Raw genomic sequence first — 20,461 nt, forward strand, 5'->3', positions numbered from 1 at the left:
TGTGATGACAGAACGTGAGTGAATCATGCGGATGCCTCCTGGTCGGCGTCACGGGACGACGAGGGCGAGATCGCCGGTGCGACGGCGGCTGGTGGTACGTCGGATGGCGCGGCGTCGAGCGGCTCACGATCGACACTGCGGGAGCGAATCGGAACGACCAACGGCGTGTGGCTCACCGGATCGTCGATCACCAGCGCTTCGAGACCGAACACGTCGAGCACGGTCGACGCGGTGATCACGTCGGCGGGAGCGCCCGCAGCGACGACCGATCCGTCGCGCATCGCGACGACGTGATCCGCATAGCGACACGCCAGGTTCAGATCGTGCAGGACGACGACGACCGTGCGGCCGCGCTGCACGTTCAACTGCGCGACGAGGTCGAGTACATCGATCTGATGGGCGATGTCGAGAAAGGTGGTCGGCTCGTCGAGCAAGAGCAGGTCGGTGTCTTGCGCCAACGCCATCGCGATCCACACCCGTTGCCGCTGCCCGCCCGACAGTTCGTCGACCGCTCGCTCGGCGAGATCGCCCGTTCCCGTCACGTCGAGCGCGGCGCGGACCGCAGCTTCGTCCGCGTGCGACCACTGCTGGAAGAGCTTCTGATGCGGCGTCCGACCACGGGCGACGAGGTCGACGACCGTGATGCCTTCCGGAGCGATCGGCGTCTGGGGCAACAGACCCAGGCGACGGGCGACGTCCTTGGTCGGCAACTTGTGGATCAGCTCACCGTCGAGGATCACCCGACCGGACGAGGGCCGCAGCAACCGTGCGAGCGCTCGGAGCAGCGTGGACTTGCCGCACGCGTTCGGGCCGATGATCGCCGTGACCCGCCCGTCGGGGATGTCGAGGTCGAGTCGTTCGACCACGACACGATCGTCGTAGGCGAGGGAGACCTCGGTCGCACGGAGGCGAACCGGCCGGTCCGATGTCGGGGCGACCCGGGACGGGCGGGACTGGCGGGACGGGCGGGACTGGCGGGATGGGCGGGATGGACGAGACGTCATCAGAGCGCTCCGGTTCGGGCTTGGCGGGTGAGCAACCACAGCAGGTACGGCGCGCCGATCAGCGCGGTCATGATGCCGACGGGCAGTTCCGTCGGCGCGAGGAGGCGCCGTGCGGCGAGGTCGGCGACCACGGTGACCAGGGCGCCGACGAATGCCGCCGGGACGACGCACGCACGCGGCGAGTCGACGAGTCGACGAGCGATCGGCCCTGCGACGAACGCCACGAAGGCGACCGGGCCCGCAGCGGCGACGCCGAGCGCAGCCAGGCCGACCCCGACGACGACGAGCGAGAGCTTGGCTCGACCGACGCCGACACCGAGCGACGCTGCGGTGTCGTCGCCCAGGTCGAGCCGGTCGAGCGTGCGCTGCAGCGCCACGGCGAGCGGACCGAGGACGAGCAACGCGACGGCGACGATCCGCACCTCGTCCCAGCCTCGCCCGTTGAGCGATCCGGTGAGCCAGACCGCCGCGCGCTGCACGTCGGTGATCTCGGCGCGGGTGATCGCAAAATCGATCATCGCGGTGATGGCGAAGCCGGCGCCGATACCGACGAGCACGAGCCGGAACGGTTGGACCCCCCGCTTCCAGGCGAGGAAGTACACCGCGAGCGCGGCGACCAGACCGCCCGCCACCGCCCCGATCGACACGTCGAGTGCGGTCGCGTCGGTGTAGACGATCATCACGACGGCACCCAGGGCAGCGCCGCCGTTGAAACCGATGATGTCGGGGGACGCGAGTGGATTGCGAACGAGCGACTGGAAGATCGCGCCCGACATGCCGAACGCGGCGCCCACTCCCACGCCGACGAGAACCCGCGGGAGTCGGAGCGTGCCGACGATGAACTCCGAGTCGTCGGTCGGGTTGCCGAAGATGGTGGCGATCACGTCGGAGATCGGGATCGGGAAGTCGCCGACGCTGATCGACCAGACCCCGACCATCACGATGAGCAGGGCCAAGGTGGCGCACACCACGAGCGAACGCACATCGAGCCGGACGGAGAACCGGGCGCGGCGAACCACGTACCCGGAGATCGGAACCGGACGCGGCGCCTGCTCGGCCGTCGTCTCGTCGCCGGGACGCGACGGGACGATCTCGGCCGTCTCGGCCGTCTCCGTCGATTCCGTCTCACGTCGCGGCAGATCACGCGTCGCAGCACGGCTGATCATGTTGGTCACAGCTGCGCCATCCGGACTCGGCGGACGAGTACGACGAAGGCCGGGCCACCGATCGCCGCCGTCATGATGCCGACCTGGACCTCACCGGGCCTCGCGATGATGCGTCCCGCTGTGTCACACCACAGCAGGAAGGCAGCACCGGCGAACGCCGCGCCGGGGATCAACCAGCGCTGGTCCGGCCCGAACCATGCTCGCACCGCGTGCGGTACGACGAGGCCGACGAACCCGATCGGTCCCGCCGCTGCGACGGCGCTGCCGCACAGCAGCGTGATCCCTGCGACGCTCACGAGTCGGGCGAGCCCGACCCGGGTCCCGAGCGCCCGAGCGGTGTCATCCCCCAACGCCAACGCGTTGAGTTGGCGAGCCGCCGCCAATGCCAGCACGGCGCCAGCGGCGACGAACGGTGCCACCTGTCCGGCAACCTCAGCGCTGCGACCTGACAACGAGCCCACGGCCCAGAACCGGAACTGGTCGAGTGTCGCCTGATCGAGCAGCGTGACCGCACGGGTGAGCGCGAACAGGAGCGCCGCGAGGGCGGCACCCGCCAGCGCCAAGCGCACCGGTGTCGCACCACCGCGACCCGCCGTACCGAGCACGTACACGGCCACCGAAGCGAGCGCAGCACCGACGAACGCGAACCACACCAGACCGCCGACCGATCCGATACCGAACAGCCAGATGGCGAGCACGGCGGCGAACGAGGCGCCGGCGTTGACCCCGAGCAGGCCGGGGTCGGCGAGCGGGTTGCGGGTGACGCCCTGCATGAGCGCACCGGCCACGCCGAGCGCGCCGCCGACGAGCATCCCGAGGAGCGTGCGCGGAAGTCGGAGCTCGCGCACGATCAGGTGGTCGGTGACGTCGGCGTCGTAGCCGACGAACGCCTCGACGACGACGCTCCACGGGATCGACTTCGCGCCGACCGCGAGCGACAGCAGGACACCGAGCGCCAACGCGAAGCCCAGTGCGACGACCCCTCCCACGCGACGACGAACGAGCCGCCCCGGCGCAGCGGCCGTGACGTCCGCGACGACCGCGTCCGCGCGGACAGGATCAGCTCGCGGCGCCCCGATCGAGGGGGGGTTCACGGTCGTCACGGAGGTCGAGGGCGTCATGGGTTTCGCACGGCCGCCGCCCAGGCAGCGAGATAGCCGCCCGACACGCACGCGTTGCCCGATGCCGCGCCGTCGGCCCGCTCCGCCGCGGCGGCAAGCGACGCGACCTCACGGAGCGACACCACCTGAGCCCGCCGTCGTCCCAGGGACGACAGGCGCCGGCGCTCGACGCGATGCCCACGGCCCCTCACGGACAGCTCACCCGCGCCGACGACATGAACGAGCAGAACTCGTCCCGGCTCACCGTCCACACGCCGTCGACCAACTCGATGGTCCCGATCTGGTCGCCGTACGCGGGGTTGCCGCCGAAGTTGACGTCGTACGTGATCTCGGCGACCTCCGCGCTGGCCGCGACGCCGGTCGGAGCCAGCGTGATGCCGCCGAAGCCCTCGCCCGCCGCGGCATACGCCGCGACGGTCGACTCGAGCGCAGCCGCGTCAGCCAGGTGCATCGCCTTGTCGGCGAACGACACGGTGGAATCGAACACGAGCGCCCAGGCCGCGCTCGCCGCGTCACCGGCGGCATCGGCCCCGTCCGTGTCTGCTGGGTCCGTGTCTGCTGGGTCCGTGTCTGCTGGGTCCGTGTCTGCTGGGTCCGTGTCTGACTGCTCGGGCGCACCAGCGACGTCGAGAGTCGCTCCGGCCTCCACCGCCGACGGCACCGGCGTCGAGAGATCCCCGTCAGCGGCAGCTTCGATCTCCGGCACGAGCCGTTCGAGCGCGTACTCCAAGCTGAGGGGGCTGCCGTGGGAGAAGGCGCCGGTCAACTCGAGATCGGCGAAGATCTCGCGGCCCTCCTGCACAGCGGTGAGCGATGGGCGGGTCGGGAGGCTGGTCAAGATGCCCTCGATCTGTTCGAACGCTCCGGCCACCCAGACCAGCACGTCGACGTCGAGGGGCGAGATGTCCTCCGGGCTCAACTCGAGGAAGAACGAGCCCTCGCCACCGGAGTCGTTCGCGTCGGGGATCGTGAATCCCAGGTCGGTCATGATCCGGCTGCGCGTATCTTGCGAGGTGTAGGCGCCCGGCCCGTCCTCGGTCACGAACGCCACCGACGCCGTCATGCCCTCCCATTCGGGGTGCGCGTCACGGATGGCGGCGAACTCCGCTTCGATGTCGGCGACGACCTCGGCGGCTTGCGCCTCCCGGCCGGTCGCTCGACCGAGGATCATCGTCTGCTCTTGCCACGGTGTTCCGTAGTCCTCGTAGGTCTCGGGCTGCGCCACCGTGGGAGCGATCGCAGACAGCAGTTCGTAGTCGGCGTCGGTCATGCCCGACCACACACCCACGATCAGGTCGGGATCCAATGCGGCGATCTGCTCGAAGTTCAACTCCGACGACGCGATGACCTCGGGGGTGGCGTCGCCGAGTTCGTCTTGAGCCCACGGCCACACCGAGTTCGGTTGGTCGCCGTACCAGTCGCGCAGCCCCACGGGAACGACACCCAGCGCGAGGAGGAAGTCATGCTCGTTGAACCCGACCGACACGACCCGCATCGGCTCGGTGTCGATCGTCGTCTCGCCGAACTTGTGCTCGATCGTGACCGGGAACGCCGCCGTCTCATCGTTCGTGCCGTCGTTCGTACCGGTGCTCCCGTTGGACTCGACGGACACCGCCGGCGCATCGACGTCGGCCGCCGTGTCGTTCTCTGGCGCCTCGTCGCTCCCCCGCGCGTTGTCGTCGGATCCGCAGGCGGCACCGAGCAATGCGAGCACCGCGACGACTCCGATCAGTCGCCGGGTCATGCTGCACCCCGCTCGTTGCGAACTCGCTCGGCATCGGCCGATCGGGCACCGGGCTCCGACAGGCCCACCGCTGCTTGCAACAACTCCTCGGCGAAGATCAAGGCGGCAGCCTGCTGTGCGATCTCGTCGAGGACCTCCCCAGCGCGAGGATCGTCGGACGTCACCACCAGCATGGTCACGCCGAGTTCGCAGTCGGGCTTGAGGCATCCGTGCATGGCCTCGGCCGCTGCATCGTCGAGGCCGACGAGGAGTTCGGCGACGACGTCTGGCTCGAGCAGCGTGGCGATCCAGCGCTGCTCGATCCCGTGCCGCAGGACGCGATACACACCACCGCCGAGGTCGTCGAGCGCGCCACCGATCGTGACCTGATCGACCTTGCCGGAATGGTCGAGGCACCGCTCGTGCCCGAAGGCGATGACGACACGACGCAGCGCGCACGGGTCGACGTCGGCGGCCGGGTGCGATGCGACGACGATCTGTTCGCCGCGGTCGGTGTGCAAGGTGAGTTGCGCTCCCGGCACGGCGTGGCCGAGCGCAGTCGCGAGTCGAAGTCGGTCGAGCGGTTGCATGGGTCTCCTGATCGGGGTTTGGATGTCGAACGAGTGGTCGAGGGGGTGGTCGAGGGCGTGGTCGAGGGGGTGGTCGAGGCGAGTGGTGGAGGGGTGTGGAGGGGTGTCGATCATCGAGTGATGTCGGGAAGACCGCGACGCGCTGGCGAGCGCGATGCGGCACGGTTCAGTCGGCGACGGCTCGAGCACGAGCCACCAGGTCGACCGTCGCGGAGCGAACGTCGGATGGTGAGTTCAGCGGCGTCGGGAAGGCGACGCGCGCGGTCGCGAGGGACCGTGCATCGTCATCGATCAGGACGTCGAGCGTGAGGCCGTGGCGGTCGATCGCGACCACCGTCGCTGCGGTCGCCGAACCGACGCCGCCGAGATGACGGGCGATCTCGAGGCAGGCGTCGGCATGGTCGTCGTTGAGATGCTCGATCATCGGCGCCGACACCGGGATGATCGGATCGATGTCGGCGACAGCGAACTCGTCGGCGGTGATCCACCCCATGAAGCCGAAGCCACCCACGTAACGCAGGCTGAGCGCCTGGAATCTCCACCACGAGAAATCGTCGAAGCCGATGTAGTGACGTGCGAGCGGGTGCAGTTGCAGGTGGGCCTCGATCTCACGCCCATGCGGCGAGTGCGGCACGAACGAACCGACCAGGGTCACGCGGGCGAGCGCCAGCGGGTCGACACCGTCGGGAACCGTCTCCCCGAACAGCACACTGGAGCGAGGGTCTCGCCGGAGGTTCTGCGTGTGCTCTGCGAGATCGGACACGCAGATGAGCGGCGAACCGTCGGCGACCACGGAGAACGGAGCGAGCGACGCGTACGGGTGTCCGGACGCGGTCAGCGTCGACATGGTGCCGACGCCGCCGACACCGATCAGCGTGCGCGCGAGCTCGGCGTGGGACGGGAAGCTGGTGACGTCACCGACGAGCGCCGGTCCGGCCGTCTCGTGTCGAGTCGCCGACGCTTCGGTTGCGCTGCTGGTCGTGCTGGTCGTAACCGTCATGGGATGTCTCCGTGGAGGTCGGTGATGAATTGGTCGAGGAAGGCACCGGTGCGGGGACCGTTGCCGAGGAGGAACTGGTCGTCGTAGGTCAGGATTCGGCGCTGCTGCCCGGCTGGCGTCTCGGCGATACCGGGCAGCTCGAGCAGGCCGTCGATGCCCCCGACCGACTCCAGCCCGCGAGCCGGAATGACGAGGACGTCGGGTGCAGCGCGCAGGAGCGCCTCGGCGTTGATCGGCGCGTTGTCCACCACGCCGAGTTCGTCGGCGATGTCGACGCCGCCGGCGGCCTCGATGAGCCAGTCGACGCCGCTGCCTTCGCCGAACAACAACTGCACGTTCTGGCCGCGCAGATACAGCACGGCGACCCGCGGAGCGTCGTCGACGCCGACCGCACGTGCGGTGGCCGCGTCGATCTCGGCATCGACTGCATCGGCGAGTCGATCGCCACGCGCGCCCACGCCGAGTGCGGCTGCGACAGTGCGAATCTTGTCGCCAGGGCCGCTGGCGACACTGTCGTTGGGGATCATCGCGACCTCGACGCCGAGGCGCTCCAGCGCGTCGAGCGTCTCCGTCGGCCCCGCGATGTCGGTCGCGAGGACGATCGTCGGCTCGAACGCCATGATCGGCTCGGCGGCGAGCGCCCGCTGGTAGCCGATCTCGGGCAGTGCGTCGGCGGCTTGCGGGTAGGTGGCGGAGATGTCGGTGGCGACGACCTGGTCGCCGAGGCCGAGCGCGAACACGATCTCGGCGAGGTCCCCGTCGACCGGCACGATCCGAAGATCGTCAGCGATGTCGTCGGCGTCCGCGGACGACACGGCACCCGGCTCGGGGGAGGCAGCCGGCGCTGGCGCCGTTGCAGCGGGAGCGCTTCGTACCGGGAGCGTCGTCACCGTCACGACACCGTCGCTGGCACCGTCGCTGGCACCGTCGCTGGCACCGTCACCGGCACCGTCGCTGGCACCGTCGCCCGCGGGACCGACGTCAGCATCCTGCGATCGACACCCCACGAACCAGGAGGCAGCGATCATGACGCCAACAGCCAGCATCAGCAGCCGAAACGGGCCGATGCCGGATCGAAACAACAGTAGTCGGGCTGCCACTCGACCTATGTTAGGGATACCTAACTCTCACCGCAAGTCCCTTCTTTTTCTCCGCACGGTCATTTCTCTCGCCGCGGCGCCACGTCGCGAAGTTCGAGGCGCGGGACACTCCCGACAACACACGAAGCGACGACACGACGAGAAACGACGGCAAGATAGGACGCGTCCCCGGGAATCCTGAGGAGAGTCATGTCGTACGACGAACAAGTGGCGCAGCGCACCGAAGTCACGCGGATGCAGGCGGTCGGCAACGGCGCCGTCGGCCAGAGGCCGATCCGCAACGGCGGTCGGACATGAAGGCGCATGCGTCCTCTGTCGACCGGGTACTCGACTCGATCGGCTCCGACCGCGGCGGACTGAGCACCGACGAGGCCGCACGACGACTGGTGCGCGACGGACCCAACCGACTCCCGAACGCGACCAGAGAACACCTCCTCGTTCGGATTTTTCGACACGTTCACGACGTGCTCATCTACGTGTTGCTCGTCGCGGCGGTCGTCACGGCTCTCCTCGGACACTGGATCGACTCGATGGTGATCTTCGGTGTCGTCGTGATCAACGCGGCGATCGGTTTCGTGCAGGAAGGCAAAGCAGAAGAGGCCCTCGAGGGCATCCGGAAGATGCTGTCGCTCGACGCTCGCGTGCGTCGCGACGGGCAGTGGACCCACGTCGACGCAGAAATGCTCGTGCCCGGCGACGTCGTCCGACTGCGATCGGGAGATCGGGTTCCGGCCGACGTGCGCCTGTTCGAGACGACCAACCTGCAGATCGAAGAGTCAGCGCTCACCGGCGAGTCGGTGGCGACAAGCAAACATCCCGATGCGGTCGACGACGACGCAGGAATCGGCGACCGGTCGGGTATGGCGTTCTCCGGAACCCTGGTCACGGCCGGCCGAGGTGTCGGCGTGGTCACCGCGACGGGTACGGCCACCGAGATCGGCCGCATCAACACCATGATCGGCGAGGTCGAGACCCTCGCAACACCACTCACCCGCCAGATGGCGACGTTCGGCAAGCAACTCTCCCTTGCCATCGTCGTCCTCGCCACGATCGTGTTCGCGAGCGGAGCGCTACTTCACGACACGGCGTATTCGGAGCTGTTTCTCGCCGCGATCGGGTTCTCGGTCGCGGCCATCCCCGAGGGGCTCCCGGCGATTCTCACGATCACCTTGGCCATCGGCGTCCAGCGGATGGCAGGCCGCAATGCGATCACCCGCAAACTCAACGCCGTCGAGACACTCGGTTCGGTGACGGTGATCTGCTCCGACAAGACCGGCACGCTGACCAAGAACGAGATGACGGCGCGCCGCGCCGTCACCCGAGCGCACCGCTACGACATCGACGGGACCGGGTACACCCCCACGGGAACGGTGAGCATCGACGGCATCGCCACCTCGCTCGACGAACGCGCCGACCTGGCAGCGCTGGTGGAGGCTCTCGCCGTGGCGAACGACAGCGTGGTGATCGAGAGCGACGGACGTTGGGTCGTCGACGGCGAGCCGACCGAGGGAGCGCTGCGCACGCTCGCGCTCAAGACGGGGTTCGAGTCGGCGGAGTATCGGCGTGTCGCCGTCGTTCCCTTCGAGTCCGAGCACAAGTTGATGGCCACGATCGACGACGCTCCCGACCGCGGTCGGGTGATGCTCGTGAAGGGCGCCCCCGATCGTCTGCTCGACCGCGCCACGACGCAGTTGGGCTCCGACGGCACCCTGCAGACCCTGCACCGAGCATGGTGGGAGCGGGAGATCGACGAGTTGAGTGGTGAAGGTCTACGCGTGCTCGCTGCGGCGCGGCGGCTCGCCGGCCCCGACCAGAACTCCATGACGCTCGACGACGTCGACGATCTCGTGTTCCTCGGCCTCGTCGGCATCGTCGACCCGCCGCGACCGGAGGCGATCGAAGCGATCGCCACCTGCCGCGGGGCCGGCATCGCCGTGAAGATGATCACGGGTGACCACGCCGGAACGGCGAGCGCGATCGGCAGCGAGATGGGGATCGGCGACCGCCGCAGCGCGATATCGGGCGCCGAACTCGAAGTTGCATCCGACGACGAACTCCGAGACATCGTGCGTCATCACGATGTCTTCGCGCGCACGAGCCCCGAACACAAGCTTCGCCTCGTGACTGCGTTGCAAGCCAACGGCGAGGTCGTGGCGATGACCGGCGACGGCGTCAACGACGCCCCGGCACTCAAGCGTGCCGACGTCGGGGTCGCCATGGGCATCAAGGGCACCGAAGCCACCAAAGAAGCAGCCGAAATCGTGCTCACCGACGACAACTTCGCCTCGATCGAGCAAGCGGTCGAGGAGGGCCGCACGATCTACGACAACCTGCGCAAGTCGGTGCTGTTCATCCTGCCGACCAACGCCGCCGAAGCGCTCGTCATCGTCGTCGCGGTCGTCGTCGGGTTCGACCTCCCGCTCACACCGACGCAGATCCTGTGGGTCAACATGGTCACCGCCGTCACGCTGGCGATGGCGCTGGCGTTCGAGCCGCCCGAGCCCGGCATCATGCACCGACCGCCACGGGCTTCGCGTTCATCGATCCTCGACCGTTACTTCCTTTGGCGAATCGCCTTCGTCGGCACCCTCGTCGGAGGAGCCACGATCGCGGTGTTCAGCCTCGCGGGTCACGACGGTGACGACGTCGCCGTCGCGCGAACGGTCGCTGTCAACACACTCGTGTTCGGACAGATCTGCTACCTCTTCAGCGCCCGGTTCCTCCGGGCGGCCAGCTATCTGCCGTCCCACCTGCTGGCAAACCCGGTGGCGTGGGTGGCCGTCGGCGTCCTCAGCCTGTTGCAACTCGGATTCGTGTATCTCCCGTTCATGAACACGACGTTCGAGACCACACCGATCGGATGGTCCGGCTGGATCATCCCCGGCGTCATCGGACTCGGGGTCTTCGCCGCCGTCGAGGTGGAGAAGGCGGTGATGCGAGCCCGCGACCGTCGGTGAGCGGGTCGTTCAGGTCGTGCAGGTCGTTGTACGGTCGCTCGCCGACCGCGAGCACGTCAGGAATCGAAGCCGAGACCCAGGCGGTCGAGTGTGCGCAGCCAGCGGTTGCGCTTGCCCGTCTGGTCCTCGCGGTTCATCGACCAGCGCGTCGCCTGGATACCCACGAAGCGGAATGGCTCCGGCGGGAACGGGAGCGGCTTGTTCTGTACGAAATCGGTCCGCGCCGCGATCGACTTACGGCCCTGCAGCAGATCGAGCATCGTCGAGGCAGCGAATCGAGTGGCCGCCACGCCGAGCCCGGTGTAGCCGACCGCGTAGACGACGCGGTCCGACAATGCCTTGCCGAAGAACACCGAGAACCTGGTACTCGTGTCGATCGCGCCGCCCCAGACATGACTGAAGTTCACATCGATGAGTTGCGGGAACGTCTGGAAGAAGTGCTCTGACAGCTTCGCCCAGGTCTCCGGGCGACTCTCGAGCTCGACCGACACCTTCGAGCCCCAGTAGTAGATGGCGTCGTAGCCGCCCCACAGAATGCGATTGTCCGCGGTCAGTCGGTAGTAGTGGAACTGGTTGGTGATATCGGACAGTCCCTGGCGGCGCTTCCAGCCGATGCTCGCGAGCTGCTCGGCGGTCAGTGGCTCGGTCACGAGGCAGTAGTCGTAGACCGGAACCATGTACTGCCGAATGCGCTTGAGCAGCGGTTTGTCCGCGTTGGTGCCGAGCACCGCCTGCGCGCAGCGGATGTTGCCGAGCGGCGTCGAGATCAGTACACCTCGGCCATCTTTCTCCACCGACGTCGCCTTGGTGTGTTCGTAGATCCGCACGCCGAGGTCGGTCGCGACTCGCTTGAGTTCCCAGGCCAACTTCGCCGGGTCGACGAGTGCAGCTCGACCGGGCCGCGACAACCCGCCCACGTAGGTCGGCGAGTGGATCTCGGCGCGCATCGCCTCTTGGTCCAGCCACTCGACACGCTGGCCGAGCGAGCGAAGCAGGTCGTGCTCTTCACGCAGTTCGTCGACGTACGACGAGGGGTGACGCGTGTGTGCGACGTCGATCACGCCTGTGCGTTCGTAATCGCAATCCATCTCGTAGCGCTGGATCGACGCTTCGATCTCGTTCAGGTTCGCGATGCCGAGATCTTCGAGCACGTCGATCTCGTCGGCATGTCGGGCCATGCCGTTGCCGACACCGTGGGTCAACGACGATTCCATGAAGCCACCGTTGCGACCGCTCGCCGCTCCGCCGACCTCTCCCTTGTCGATCAGGATGACATCGCGCCCGGGATCGCGTTCTTTCGCGATGACCGCCGACCACAGGCCCGTGTACCCCGCGCCCACGATGCACAGATCGCAGTGTTCGTCACGGACGAGTGTCGGATTCGACTCGGGGATCTCGACGCTCTCGGTCCAGTACGGGTACGGCTCGGCATCGGCGATCGCATCGAGCGCTCGCCGGGACAACGCGGTGTCCGACCAGCCCTCGGGACTGGCCGACGCGGGCTCGACGTCGTCAGCAGGAGTCGAGTCAGACATCGTCGGCCGCCAACGCCAGCAGGACCGACGTGTCGCCGGACGCGCTGGTCACCACGGTCATGCTGGTCGCGGTGTCGCGCCCGTGCGTACGACACACGGGCATCGGAACGCATCTGGTTGACGTCACGTTCGAGAAGGTAGCTGATCAGCAGCGGTCACGGGCTGGCGTTGCCAGCGAGCGTCCGCACCAGCGACGACGGCCGTCGTCAGTCGTCGAGGGCGGGTTGTTCGACGTCGAAGTTGAGGTTGCCCGGCTGTTCCACATTGGTATCGATGCCGTCGTCGACCGTGACGTCGAAAGGCACCTCGGGATCGGGCGGGTTCTCGACATCGGGCTCGTCGTCGGAACCGCATCCGGTGCTCACTGCGAGCGACGCCGCGATCGCGACGACGGCAGCCACCGATCGCACCGTCGAGCGAGGGGCGGTCACGGATCGGGAATCGCGCCGGTGGCAGAGACGATGATTCACGACTGCGACGCCACTGCGGCTCGGAGCTGCGACTTGTTCATCTCACTGCGACCGTCCACATCGAGTTCCTGCGCTCGTTCGTAGAGTTCAGCCTTGGTCAGCGTTGCGAGGTCGATCGGTTCGGTCGCTGCCACCGCATCGGCAACCGCGTCGTCCATCTCACTGCGCGTCGACTCCGCTGCTCGGGCACCCTGAGCGCGCGCCTGACCGATGGTTTCACTGACGCCTCGGTCTGCAGCGTCGATGGTCCGCTGCGCAGCGCTGCGCGCTTGTCCGGCTGTCGTCGACATTCCGGTCTGCGCGCTGTGCCCGGAGACACCTGCGACATCGCTCAGGCGACGTCCGACGGCGCTGGCGATGTCGTTGGTTCGATGCACGGTCGCGCGCCCGAGACGAACCAGGTTCGACGGGAGCGACGGAAGAGAGGTCTCGAGATCGTCGAGACGACGGGTGATGTCCTGTTGAACGCTCATGTGGAGGGAGTACCCCAACCGGGTAGCCGGCAATCCTCTCCGGCAATCCTCTCTATCGACGAGACCATCGACGAGACCATCGACGGAGTTGCTGCACTCGTCGCCGACTGGCTTGCCGCGCGCTGCCAGCGCCCACCGCTAGTTTCGCGTCCATGACCACGACCGACGCGGTCGCCACGTGGGAGCGGCTGGTGCGCTTCCATCGCCTCGCGACCCGAGCGATGGACGATCACCTCCGCGGCCGTTTCGGCTACTCGCTCGACGAGTACGACGTGCTCCACCAGATCGGAGCACACGGCGAACCGATCCAGATGGGCCTGCTTGCGGAGCGACTCCTCGTGGCGAACAGTTCGTGCAATCGAATCGTCGGGCGGCTGGTCGATGCCGGCCTCCTCCGGCGGCTGACCGCCGGCGACGACCGGCGACGCGTCCTGGTCGAACTGACCCCCTCCGGTCGCCGGCTCCGGACCCGGATGGCCGCGGTACACACTCGCGACATCGAGCGGTGGGTGGGCGAGCCCCTGTCGCGCGAGGCAATCGCCGGGCTGGACGAGGCGCTTCGGCGACTGGCGCCCGAGGACCCGCCAGCGACAGAGTGGGTCTGACCCACTCTGTCGTCAGAGTTGCAGGCCGGACGTGGCCCCGCCGTCGACCAGCAGGTTCGCGCCGGTGATGAAACTCGCTCGCGGGCTGGCGGTGAACACGACGAGGTCGGCGACCTCCTCGGGGGTCCCGAGCCGGCGGAACGGGTTCTCTCGCACGATCGCATCCCACAGCTTCGAGTTCTCCCGCTGCACCTGCTCCCAGGTTCCACCAGGAAAGATGATGTCGCCCGGTGACACCACGTTCGCACGGATACCTCGCCGAGCGACCTCACGCGACAGTGACTTGATCATGCTGACCGTGGCCGCCTTGACAGCTGCGTAGGCAGCGATCCGGGGAGCCGCCACGTTCGCCGCTCGCGATCCGATGCAGACGATGTTGGCGTCGACGTGATCGTCCATGTGCGCGAGTGCGGCGCGGAGGAGTTCGTTCGTGCGGACGAGGTCGAGATTGGTCGAGGCTTCCCAGTCCGGTCCGGCCATCGCCGACACGTTCGAGACGACGATGTCGAGCCCGCCCATCGACTCCGCCGCCCACGCGACGAGCGCGGTCGGCTCCCCTTCGACGGCCAGGTCCGTGGGCCGATGATGCACCACACCACCGAGCGAGAGTCCACCGAGCGAGCGCTCGGCGGCCGCCGCTGCGAGATCGTCGGCGTTGCGGGCGCAGACCGCGACGGTGGCGCCCTCGTCGACGAAGGTCTTCGCGATGGCTCGACCGATGCCCTTGCTCGCACCGGTCACCAACACGCGCTTGCCGGACAGCCCGAGATCCATTCGGCAAACGTAGGCGGTCAGCCGCGGCCGACGAGACGCCAGTTGGCGCGCACGACGAGCTCACGCTCGGAACGCCGAGTCTGCAGGATGCCGATCGCCTCGGCGAGCAGGTCGGCCCGATCGGGCTGCCCCATGCACGCTTCGATGGCGCACGACAACGCTGCCGACATGCGGTTGTAGTCGTCGCACATCGACTCGAGCGCGAGCGATCCGCTTGCTTCGTGCCGTGCTGCCCGGAGTGCCGCTGCGGTCGGTTCGTCGCCGGTCCGGTCGATCACCCGCCCGGCGAAGTCGTCGATCTCGGCGATCTCCTCGCCCATCCATGCGATCTCGTGATCGGCGCGCACCGCGCACTGTTCGAGGATGATGTCGATCTGCTCGAGCGCCACGCGGGCGGTTGCGGTGGTGACCTCGGGCGCAATCGTCTCCACCAGTTCGTGGCGCACGTCGCGCAGCAACTGGCTCGTGGTGGGTCGGACCATCATGACGGAGCTCCTCGTACCTCGAGTGCGGCCTGCAGACCGGCGATGGCGGCGAGGTTCTGCTCGTGGCCGTACATGAGCGATCCGACTTGCATCGCAGTCATCACGCCGGAGTTCTCGCCGAGCGCGAAGCGGTCGAGTTGCTCGCTGATCGTCGCACCGACCTTGACCCCGGCGAGGATCGTGAAGTAGCCGACCGTCCACTGGTTGACCTCGGCCTCACCGAAGCCGGTGGCCGCTCGGTACGCCTGCAAGAAGGCCTCGGGGTCGTGGGTATAGAGGTTCGGGCCGGCCGCCGAGGAGTAGATGTTGTACCAACCGAGGTCCTCGCGCGGGTCGCCGATCGAGGCGAACTCCCAATCAAGCAGCAGGTACTCGCCCTCGGCGTCGATCATGACGTTCGGCGCCTGCGGATCGCCGTGGGTGAGCCGCAACGGCAGCGGCGGCGGCTTGTTGGCACTCAGCCACGCAGCCGTGTAGCGCGACACCGGGTCACTGTTGACGCTGCGCTGCTCGACGGTCCGCCACATCTCGATGAGGTCGTCGATGCGCTGGTCCCAGCTCGAAGGTCGCGGCATCGCCGCTGGCAGTTGGTCGGACTCGACCGAGTGAACCAGGCCCCACAACTCCGCCAGACGGGTCGGGTGATCGCCGTAGTCGTCGCTGCGTTCCAACAGCGACTGCAACGAACCGCCCGCCACGTGATCCATCACGATCGCCTTCGTACCGAGGTGTCCTCCGGTCGCGTCGTAGTACCGAGCGGCGGGAATCGGGATCGCTCCGAGTTCGGTGAGTGCCTCGAGCACCATCCACTCGTGGTCGCGGTCGGTCTCGATCATGGCGTGGCCTGCGGGCGGGTCCCCGCGCAGCACGACCGTTTCCTCCAGCATCACCTCTCCGGATCGGTAGCGAACGCGAGCACTCGCCATCGACCGGCTGTAGCCCCCGGCCATCGGGTCGTACGAGACGACCTCGATGTCGTCGACGTCGCTTCGATGGAGCTTGAGGAACGCGGCAACGCGTTCGGGCATCAACGCTCGTTCGTGCACATCCAACCCCCGTTTCGATGTCGACCGAACCGTAGCCGAGCCGACGAGTCCTGCGCCCACTTCTCGGTCGGCAGCGACCCGGTCGATCAGTCGACGGCCACACCGCTCGAGCGCCGGCCGAGCGCAGGTGTCGAAGCCAGTCGGTCAGCCCATCGGACCGGTGGTCCAGATCAGCACTTCGGCTCCCTCGGCACCGGCCGACAAAGCCAGGCCGTCGACACCCGACAGGCGGGCGGCGTCGCCGGTGGCGAGTCGACCCGACGCTTCGAGTTCGACGTCGCCGCGGGCGACGAAGACATGCCCGAACGGTGCATCGGGAACCTGCACGCGCTCACCGGGTTGCAGCCGAGCGCCCCAGAGAACCGCATCGCGCTGACGGATCGAGATCGCCGCGTCATGTCCTTGGCCCGATGCGATCGGAACGAGCCCACCTCGGCCGAGCTCGTCGTCGATGTCGAGTTGCTGGTAGCCGGGATCGACCGCTTCGGTGTCGGGAAGCACCCACATCTGGATGAAGTGCACGTCCTGGTCCGGGCTCCCGTTCTTCTCCGAATGCCAGATGCCTCGGCCCGCGCTCATCCGCTGGGCCAACCCGGGATAGATGAGCCCGCGGTTGCCTTCGGAGTCCTTGTGTTCGAGTTCACCGTCGAGCACCCACGTGACGATTTCCATGTCGCGGTGCGGGTGCGTCTCGAAGCCGGTGCCACCCGCCACCCGATCGTCGTTGAGGACGAGGAGCTGGCCGTGGTTCGTGTTGTCCGGCGAGTGGTGCGGTCCGAAGCTGAACGAATGCTTGGAGTCGAGCCACCCGGCGCGGGTGTGGAATCGATCGGCGGACCGACGGATGTCGACGGCGGGGGTCACGGCGGGGGTCACGGTCATGTCGAGGACAACCAGCGTGGTCGGCGCTCTATTTCCGTTCGGAAATATTCGTCATTCGTTCGGGGGCGCTTCCGACAATCGCTGGTGCAGCTCGTTCCATGCCGGACCGAGAATCTCGCCGATGGTCGGGAACGGTTGCATCGAGTGTCGGAGCCGAGCAACCGGCACCCGGCCGTCGATCGCGACCACGATCGCGTGGACGATCTCGTCGAACGACGGTCCCACGCCGGCGGCTGCGATGACCTCGCGAGTGCTCCGGCGTGCGGCAACCCACAGATGCCCGTCACCGAGGCGGTCCGTCGACCACCGCGGGATGCTCGACAGGTCGACACCGACCGACACGACGTCGTCGTCACCGTCGAGTTCACTCCATGACGGTCCGACCTGGATGAAGGGCGGCGTCGTGAACATGCAGCTGCTCAACACGACGTCGTCGAAGCGCCGCGAACCGGCACCAGCACCGGCACCAGCACGGAGCCGGTCGGCGACCACGAGCGCATGGTGCGACGCAAGATGGGTGTATTCGCCTCGGCCGGCGACGTCGCCGATCGCCCAGATCGAGCCGTCCACTCGAAGCCGCCCGTGGTCATCGACCGGCAACGGCTCGTCCGGGTCGATGCCGATCGACTCCAACCCGAGATCGTGTGTGTTCGGGGTGCGCCCGACCGCGACGACGACCCGATCCGCTGCGATCGACGTCCCGTCGGAGAGTTCGACGACCACCTGATCTCGCTGCCCCTCGCGGCGCTCTGCCGGACGAAGCGCCGTTGCCTCGGTTCCCCAGCGCAGGTCGATCCCGCGCGACGTCAACGCCCCCGCGACGATGTCGCCGAGCACAGGCGGGGCGGTGGCGAGCGAGCGATCGATGGGATCGACGACGACCACGTCGGTCCCGAAGTGACGGAACATGTCCGCCGTCTCGAGACCGATCACACCGGCGCCGAGGATCACGACCCGGTCGGGCTGGATGGTCGCTCGATACACGTCCTCGCTGGTCCACACGCCGTCGAGGCGTTCGCCCCGGTCGTCGTCGATGCCGTCGATCGACGGCACCACCGCGCTGGCCCCCGTTGCCAACACGATGTGGTCGACGTGGTAGCGCTCGCCGTCGGCTTCGATCGTGTCGACATCGACGACGCTCGCCCGGGCCCGAACGAGTTCGATACCGTTCGAGCGCAACCCCTCGACGTGGCGCTCGTCGCTGAGGCCATCGGTGACCTGGCGGCGGTGTTCCACGGCGTCGTTCCAGGAGTGCCCGACTCGCCCGTCGTGCAGCATCGTCTTGCTCGGCATGCAGGCGACGAACGGGCACTCGCCACCGACGAGGTCGGACTCGAACACGATGACGTCGAACATTCCCGCCAGCTCGGCGGCCAGCGCTTCGGCTGCCGATCCGCCTCCGATGATGCCGACCCGATCGGACTGCTGTGCACCCATGGGCTCGGAGGTACCCCCGTCGCGTCGGATCTACACGAATCGGCTGAACACGTTCACGGTTGAACACAGCTCGAGGTGGGAAACCCCCGGCGATGAACCACGGAGCGCGCACCCCGTTCGAGCCCGATGACACGCACTCCCTCACCCGCCAACACGAGGCCGCGCACGATGCCGCGACAGTCGCCGACGGCGGTGACACACCGATCGGTCGTGACGGTCGTGACGGTCGTGACGGTCGGGGCACGGTGCTGGTGTTGGGTGCGTCCGGGTATGTCGGCGGTCGACTCGTCCCCGAGCTCGTGCGCGGCGGCTGGTCCGTTCGCTGCATGACGAGGTCGCCGGAACGTCTCCGGGAGGTGCCGTGGGCCAGCGACGTCGAGATCGTGGCCGGTGATCTCGACGACCCTTCGACACTCCACGCCGCATTCGCCGGTGCTCGCCAGCTGGTCTATCTCGTTCATTCACTCGGAGACGAGGACTTCGAAACAGCAGAACGAACCGCTGCGCAGCACGCGCGCCTCGCCGCGGAGCGAGCCGGGGTGCAGCACATCGTCTACCTGGGCGGGCTCGGCGACGAGTCGACCGAGCTGTCACCCCACCTGCGGTCACGACACACCGTCGGCCGTGAACTCGCAGCCGGTGCGACTCCGGTGACGGAGCTCCGAGCGGCGATCGTCATCGGCGCTGGCTCGGCGTCGTTCGAGATGATGCGCAGTCTGGTCGAGGTGCTCCCGGTGATGGTGACGCCGCGCTGGGTGTCGAGCACGCTGGTGCAACCGATCGCCATCGCCGACGTCTTGGCGTGGCTGGTCGATGGGCTGGCGCGCGACCTGTGCGACACCGATCGTCACGCCGGTGGGAGCCACGATGTCTTCGAGATCGGCGGCCCTGACATCGTGACCTATCGCGAGTTGATGGACCTCTACGCCGAGGTCGCCGGGCTTGCGAGACGGTGGGTGCTCTCGGTGCCGGTCCTCACCCCACGGTTGTCGTCGCACTGGGTCAACCTGGTCACTCCGCTTCCGGCGCAGCTGTCGCGCTCCCTGATCGGCAGTCTGTCCAACGACGTCGTCGTCACGACCGGCCAGGCTGGTCTGGCTGGTCTGGCTGACCTGGCTGGTCTGGCTGGGCGTCGGCGCCCCCTGTCGATGCGCGCGGCCATCGAGATGTCGATCGCTGCACTCGACGACCTCGACATCCCCACTCGATGGTCGGGCAGCACCCCTCGGCTTGCCTCGGCACAACCGCGTCCGTGGGACGCCGACTGGTCGGGCGGCACCGTCGTCGAAGACCGACGCGAGCGGACGACCGATGCGTCGGCAGCGACCTTGATGCGAACGGTGAAGGGCATCGGCGGCGCTCGCGGCTGGTACGGATTCGGATTCCTCTGGTCGATCCGCGGCGTGATCGACTCGCTCGTCGGCGGCGTCGGACTTCGACGCGGCCGACGCCACCCCGATGAGATCCATGTCGGCGAAGCGTTGGACTTCTGGCGGGTCGAACACGCTGATGACCGTCTGTTCCGACTGCGCGCCGAGATGCGCCTCCCGGGAATGGCATGGCTCGAATGGGAGATCCTCGACGAACCCGACGGCGAGCAGACCGGCACCCAGCACGACGAGCGGGTGCAGCGACGGATGATTCAGCGAGCGCGCTACGCGCCGGCCGGATTGCTGGGCCGGATGTACTGGTGGCTTCTCGTCCCGTTCCACCTGGTGATCTTCCCGCTCATGCTGCGACGAATCGTGTCGGCGGCCGAGGCCGCCGAGGCCTCGGCTGCTGTAGCGCCAGCGACGTTTCGCTCGCCGACACTCGGGTAGTCCTCGCTCATGAACGACCGCCTCACCCTCGACGCTTCGTGCCATGACGCTTCGCGCTTGGTCCGACGTCGGTCGGTGCGGTCGCCCCTCGTCCTCGAGACATCCCTCCCTCCCGGGGGTTCGTCTCGCTGGGCCGTCTCGGTGGCGGCGGACTCGCGCCATCCGCCGCTGCCGAGGCAACATCGACCCGCCACGACCTGATCCGACACCACGACTCGACAACACACCGCGACGACAACACCGCGACAACAACACCGCGTAAGCGCCGACGGA

20 protein-coding genes are annotated in these 20,461 nt (G+C 67.9%); 3 read left to right on the forward strand and 17 right to left on the reverse strand.

Going from position 1 to position 20,461, the window contains the following annotated elements:
• Nucleotides 1–23: 23 nt before the first annotated feature.
• The 8 genes from ACE37B_RS06140 to ACE37B_RS06175 form a co-directional block, all read right to left on the reverse strand.
• Entirely contained in the window at nucleotides 24–866 is an 843-nt protein-coding gene (locus ACE37B_RS06140) for an ABC transporter ATP-binding protein (RefSeq protein ID WP_409922393.1), read from the reverse strand.
• Nucleotides 867–1,003: 137 nt separating this feature from the next.
• On the reverse strand, nucleotides 1,004–2,170 hold the full coding sequence (locus ACE37B_RS06145) for a FecCD family ABC transporter permease (protein ID WP_409922899.1): 1,167 nt from the start codon (nucleotides 2,168–2,170) through the stop codon (nucleotides 1,004–1,006).
• A 5-nt stretch (nucleotides 2,171–2,175) separates the two neighbouring features.
• Nucleotides 2,176–3,159: a FecCD family ABC transporter permease gene (locus ACE37B_RS06150; RefSeq protein WP_409922394.1), complete on the reverse strand. Its 984-nt coding sequence runs from the start codon at nucleotides 3,157–3,159 to the stop codon at nucleotides 2,176–2,178.
• Nucleotides 3,160–3,287: 128 nt separating this feature from the next.
• The gene (locus ACE37B_RS06155) at nucleotides 3,288–3,413 is read right to left on the reverse strand and encodes a hypothetical protein (protein ID WP_409922395.1); all 126 of its coding nucleotides are present in this window, start codon (nucleotides 3,411–3,413) and stop codon (nucleotides 3,288–3,290) included.
• 65 nt (nucleotides 3,414–3,478) lie between these two features.
• A complete protein-coding gene (locus ACE37B_RS06160) occupies nucleotides 3,479–5,035 on the reverse strand; it encodes an iron-siderophore ABC transporter substrate-binding protein (RefSeq protein WP_409922396.1) in 1,557 nt (518 codons plus the stop codon).
• Nucleotides 5,032–5,718, reverse strand: a complete 687-nt coding sequence (locus tag ACE37B_RS06165) for a hypothetical protein (protein ID WP_409922397.1) — start codon at nucleotides 5,716–5,718, stop codon at nucleotides 5,032–5,034. The genes ACE37B_RS06160 and ACE37B_RS06165 overlap by 4 nt, the downstream gene beginning before the upstream one ends.
• Before the next feature lie 52 nt (nucleotides 5,719–5,770).
• Nucleotides 5,771–6,604, reverse strand: coding sequence for a HugZ family protein (locus ACE37B_RS06170; RefSeq protein WP_409922398.1), 834 nt, complete (start codon nucleotides 6,602–6,604; stop codon nucleotides 5,771–5,773).
• Nucleotides 6,601–7,704 carry a hemin ABC transporter substrate-binding protein gene (locus ACE37B_RS06175; RefSeq protein WP_409922399.1) on the reverse strand — a complete coding sequence of 368 codons (1,104 nt, stop codon included), beginning with the start codon at nucleotides 7,702–7,704 and terminating at the stop codon, nucleotides 6,601–6,603. Before ACE37B_RS06175 ends, ACE37B_RS06170 begins: the two co-directional genes overlap by 4 nt.
• A gap of 293 nt (nucleotides 7,705–7,997) precedes the next feature.
• On the opposite strand from ACE37B_RS06175, the gene ACE37B_RS06180 reads away from it, so the two are divergent.
• On the forward strand, nucleotides 7,998–10,661 hold the full coding sequence (locus ACE37B_RS06180) for a cation-transporting P-type ATPase (RefSeq protein WP_409922400.1): 2,664 nt from the start codon (nucleotides 7,998–8,000) through the stop codon (nucleotides 10,659–10,661).
• 56 nt (nucleotides 10,662–10,717) lie between these two features.
• Here ACE37B_RS06180 and ACE37B_RS06185 read toward each other — a convergent pair whose 3' ends face one another.
• From ACE37B_RS06185 to ACE37B_RS06200, 4 genes are all read right to left on the reverse strand, one after another.
• Nucleotides 10,718–12,196 (reverse strand): NAD(P)/FAD-dependent oxidoreductase, encoded by a 1,479-nt coding sequence (locus ACE37B_RS06185; RefSeq protein ID WP_409922401.1) that lies wholly within the window; start codon nucleotides 12,194–12,196, stop codon nucleotides 10,718–10,720.
• Nucleotides 12,189–12,323: a hypothetical protein gene (locus tag ACE37B_RS06190; protein WP_409922402.1), complete on the reverse strand. Its 135-nt coding sequence runs from the start codon at nucleotides 12,321–12,323 to the stop codon at nucleotides 12,189–12,191. The genes ACE37B_RS06185 and ACE37B_RS06190 overlap by 8 nt, the downstream gene beginning before the upstream one ends.
• A gap of 79 nt (nucleotides 12,324–12,402) precedes the next feature.
• Nucleotides 12,403–12,597: a hypothetical protein gene (locus ACE37B_RS06195; protein ID WP_409922403.1), complete on the reverse strand. Its 195-nt coding sequence runs from the start codon at nucleotides 12,595–12,597 to the stop codon at nucleotides 12,403–12,405.
• Between the two features lie 65 nt (nucleotides 12,598–12,662).
• Nucleotides 12,663–13,139, reverse strand: coding sequence for a Rho termination factor N-terminal domain-containing protein (locus ACE37B_RS06200; protein WP_409922404.1), 477 nt, complete (start codon nucleotides 13,137–13,139; stop codon nucleotides 12,663–12,665).
• A 152-nt stretch (nucleotides 13,140–13,291) separates the two neighbouring features.
• On the opposite strand from ACE37B_RS06200, the gene ACE37B_RS06205 reads away from it, so the two are divergent.
• Nucleotides 13,292–13,744, forward strand: a complete 453-nt coding sequence (locus tag ACE37B_RS06205; protein WP_409922405.1) for a MarR family winged helix-turn-helix transcriptional regulator — start codon at nucleotides 13,292–13,294, stop codon at nucleotides 13,742–13,744.
• Nucleotides 13,745–13,756: 12 nt separating this feature from the next.
• On the opposite strand, the gene ACE37B_RS06210 is transcribed toward ACE37B_RS06205, so the two are convergent.
• From ACE37B_RS06210 to ACE37B_RS06230, 5 genes are all read right to left on the reverse strand, one after another.
• Nucleotides 13,757–14,518, reverse strand: a complete 762-nt coding sequence (locus tag ACE37B_RS06210) for an SDR family NAD(P)-dependent oxidoreductase (RefSeq protein ID WP_409922406.1) — start codon at nucleotides 14,516–14,518, stop codon at nucleotides 13,757–13,759.
• 17 nt (nucleotides 14,519–14,535) lie between these two features.
• Nucleotides 14,536–15,003, reverse strand: coding sequence for a hypothetical protein (locus ACE37B_RS06215; protein WP_409922407.1), 468 nt, complete (start codon nucleotides 15,001–15,003; stop codon nucleotides 14,536–14,538).
• On the reverse strand, nucleotides 15,000–16,031 hold the full coding sequence (locus tag ACE37B_RS06220) for a phosphotransferase family protein (protein ID WP_409922408.1): 1,032 nt from the start codon (nucleotides 16,029–16,031) through the stop codon (nucleotides 15,000–15,002). Before ACE37B_RS06220 ends, ACE37B_RS06215 begins: the two co-directional genes overlap by 4 nt.
• 162 nt (nucleotides 16,032–16,193) lie before the next feature.
• Nucleotides 16,194–16,931 (reverse strand): pirin family protein, encoded by a 738-nt coding sequence (locus ACE37B_RS06225; protein WP_409922409.1) that lies wholly within the window; start codon nucleotides 16,929–16,931, stop codon nucleotides 16,194–16,196.
• 51 nt (nucleotides 16,932–16,982) lie between these two features.
• Nucleotides 16,983–18,368: an FAD-dependent oxidoreductase gene (locus tag ACE37B_RS06230; protein ID WP_409922410.1), complete on the reverse strand. Its 1,386-nt coding sequence runs from the start codon at nucleotides 18,366–18,368 to the stop codon at nucleotides 16,983–16,985.
• A gap of 92 nt (nucleotides 18,369–18,460) precedes the next feature.
• Here ACE37B_RS06230 and ACE37B_RS06235 point away from each other — a divergent pair, with 92 nt between their 5' ends.
• Nucleotides 18,461–20,188, forward strand: a complete 1,728-nt coding sequence (locus ACE37B_RS06235) for an SDR family oxidoreductase (protein ID WP_409922411.1) — start codon at nucleotides 18,461–18,463, stop codon at nucleotides 20,186–20,188.
• The last annotated feature ends 273 nt before the right edge of the window (nucleotides 20,189–20,461 follow it).

It is taken from the genome of Ilumatobacter sp., from assembly GCF_046290335.1.
GTDB lineage: Bacteria > Actinomycetota > Acidimicrobiia > Acidimicrobiales > Ilumatobacteraceae > Ilumatobacter_A.